We start from the raw sequence: 2,324 nt of genomic DNA, 5'->3' as shown, positions 1-2,324 counted from the left end.
GGGCGCAGTCGGCGGCCTGTTCGGGCACGTGCACGGCCGGGGCCAGGCGGTAGCTGATGACCACCGCCACCACGCCCTGCTTGGCCAGCCGGCGCCCCACGAAGCTATAGAGGTTTTTGCTGCCGCTCGTCCAGCTGCCGCCGTGAATGAACAGCACCACCGGGTAGCGGGCCGAACTGGGCTGCGCGTTTTTGGGCGCGTACACATCGAGCAAGTGGCGCTCCTTGTCGAAGTCGGGAGCCGAAGCAGCCACGTACGGGATGTCTTTGGTGCGGTGGCTAGGGCGAGCCATCGCATATTCGGTGGCCAGTACCACGGCCACCGCCGCCAGCAGCAGGGCTACCGGCGATAATAACAGAAAACGACGCATAGAGGAATGAAGAAGCTACTGCCCGCAGCCGGCGCAGTAGCCGCACCTACGCCGGGCAAGCGGCTACAGTTTGCCTCAACCATAGCAGCGGCCGGCTTCACGGCTTGGCAGCGTTGGCTTTATCTTTGCCAGAACCGGCGCTGGCTGAATATTTTGCCCACCGACTTTCCTCGCTCTTTACGTCAAATCCGTGTCAATCTCTGCTTCTGTAAAATCTATTTCGCAAGCCTTGGCCGCGCTGGTTGTGCTCGGGCTGCTGGGAGCCGCTCCGGCCCAGGCTCAGCGGAAAAGCCGTACCAGCGCCGCCAACGCCGATGGTAGCTTGGTCACCACCACGGCCCCTTCGCCCCGCGTTGCCCGCCTGCAGCCGCTGTTTGGTGGCCTTACCGCCGCGCAGGCTACCCAGGTTATCGGCGAAGCCCAGCTCAAAGCCATTGCCGCCAGCTTCGCCTCGCCGGCCGAAGCCAGCGCCTTTTTCGCCAATAAGGGCTTCGAATACCTGAGCGAAAACAAGCCCGACACCGCTACTTACCGCTTCAACCTGGCCTGGCTGCTCGACCCTAATAATGCCGACGCCTACCGCGGCCTGGGCATTGTGGCCAGCGCCCAGCCCACCCCCGATGCCGCCATTGCCCTGCTGGGCACCGGCCTGGCCCTGGCCCCTGCCAACGGCCTGCTGCTAAGCGACCTTGGTACCAGCCACCTCATCCGCTACGGCCAAACGAAGAAGAAGAAGGACCTGACCACCGGCCTCGACCTGCTGCAGCGCGCCACCACCCTGGCCCCCAACAACGCCACCGCCTGGCAGGAGCTGGCCCGCGGCCTCTACTACCAGGAGAAGTACGCCGATGCGTGGGCTGCCGTGCACAAAGGCCAGTCCATCAGCCCCGGCAGCCTCGATTTCAACCTCATTTCCGACCTGCTGGCCAAGCAGCCCGACCCGCAGGGCACGTTTAAATAAGCCCGCTGCTGTACCGATTTCAGGGTCGGCTACGTTAGGGCCGGGCAGGCGGCCCTTTACCATTTATCGAACGTATGCATTTACGAGCATTTGCCCTGGGCCTGATGGCCACTGCCGCCCTTGCGGCCCGGCCCGCTGCCGCCCAGCACCAGCGCCAGGTGCGCTACTTCAACCACCAGGGCCGCCCCTACTACCGCGGCCCGCTGCACCTCACGCTGGCCGGCGGCACCGGCCTCTACAACGGCGACCTCGGCAACAGCCCCGGCGACAACTTCTATGGGCCGGCCGTTAGCCTGGGGGTGCTTTATCGTCTTACGCCCCATCTGCACCTGGGCAGCGAGGGCAGCTACATCTCGCTGGGCGCCCGCGACCACCTGCGCGAGCGCGGCCTGGCTTTCACCAGCCAGAACGGTTTGGGCACTGTGTTTCTGCGCTACGACCTGCTGGCCGACGAATCGGTATTTGCCGCTTCCAACGCCGAAGCGCCCATTTTTCAGGTGTATGTGCAGGGTGGCGCGGGCCTGCTGCTCTACAACCCCCAGGCGTACCTGGGCACCAGCCGCCCCGGCGACGGCACCTCTTATTTCGCCCCCGAGCGCAACGACTATCCTGCCATGGCCGGAGCTTTCCCGGTGGGCGCGGGCTTCAGCGTACACCTGTTCGACCGCTGGCGGGCGGGCCTCGAAGGCAACTACTACTTCACCACCACCGACCAGCTCGACGACATCAGCAATAAGCGCCTAGGCGGCGCCTCGGCCAATACCGACGGCTTCGGCACGGTCATGCTGAAGGTGGAGTATTCGCTGGAATAGCCCTCTTCGAAAATTTCAGCAATGAAAAAGCCCCGCAGCAATACTGAGGGGCTTTTTCATTGCTGAAACCATCATACCTCTATTCTACGACGAGCTTTTTGACGAAGCCGCCGGCCCCGCCCACCTGCACGTGCACCAGGTACAGGCCCGCCGGCCAGCCAGCCGTGGGCAGGCGCAGCGC

The 2,324-nt window shown here is 64.3% G+C and carries 3 protein-coding genes; 2 read left to right on the top strand and 1 reads right to left on the bottom strand.

Annotated elements, in window-relative coordinates; translation table 11 throughout:
- Positions 1-370, bottom strand: a 370-nt coding sequence (locus tag ACYVDE_RS20540) for an alpha/beta hydrolase (protein ID WP_460503404.1), incomplete at its 3' end; no start/stop codon positions are given.
- A gap of 229 nt (positions 371-599) precedes the next feature.
- Between ACYVDE_RS20540 and ACYVDE_RS20535 the strand changes: the two genes are divergently transcribed.
- Together ACYVDE_RS20535 and ACYVDE_RS20530 are read left to right on the top strand one after the other, a co-directional pair.
- Entirely contained in the window at positions 600-1,331 is a 732-nt protein-coding gene (locus ACYVDE_RS20535) for a tetratricopeptide repeat protein (protein ID WP_460503403.1), read from the top strand.
- A 74-nt stretch (positions 1,332-1,405) separates the two neighbouring features.
- A complete protein-coding gene (locus ACYVDE_RS20530) occupies positions 1,406-2,143 on the top strand; it encodes a hypothetical protein (protein WP_460503402.1) in 738 nt (245 codons plus the stop codon).
- Positions 2,144-2,324 lie beyond the last annotated feature (181 nt).

The sequence above is a fragment of the Hymenobacter agri genome (genome assembly GCF_054778495.1).
The sequence above is the reverse complement of the archived record's forward strand: the minus strand, read 5'-3'. Positions and strand labels throughout refer to the sequence as shown.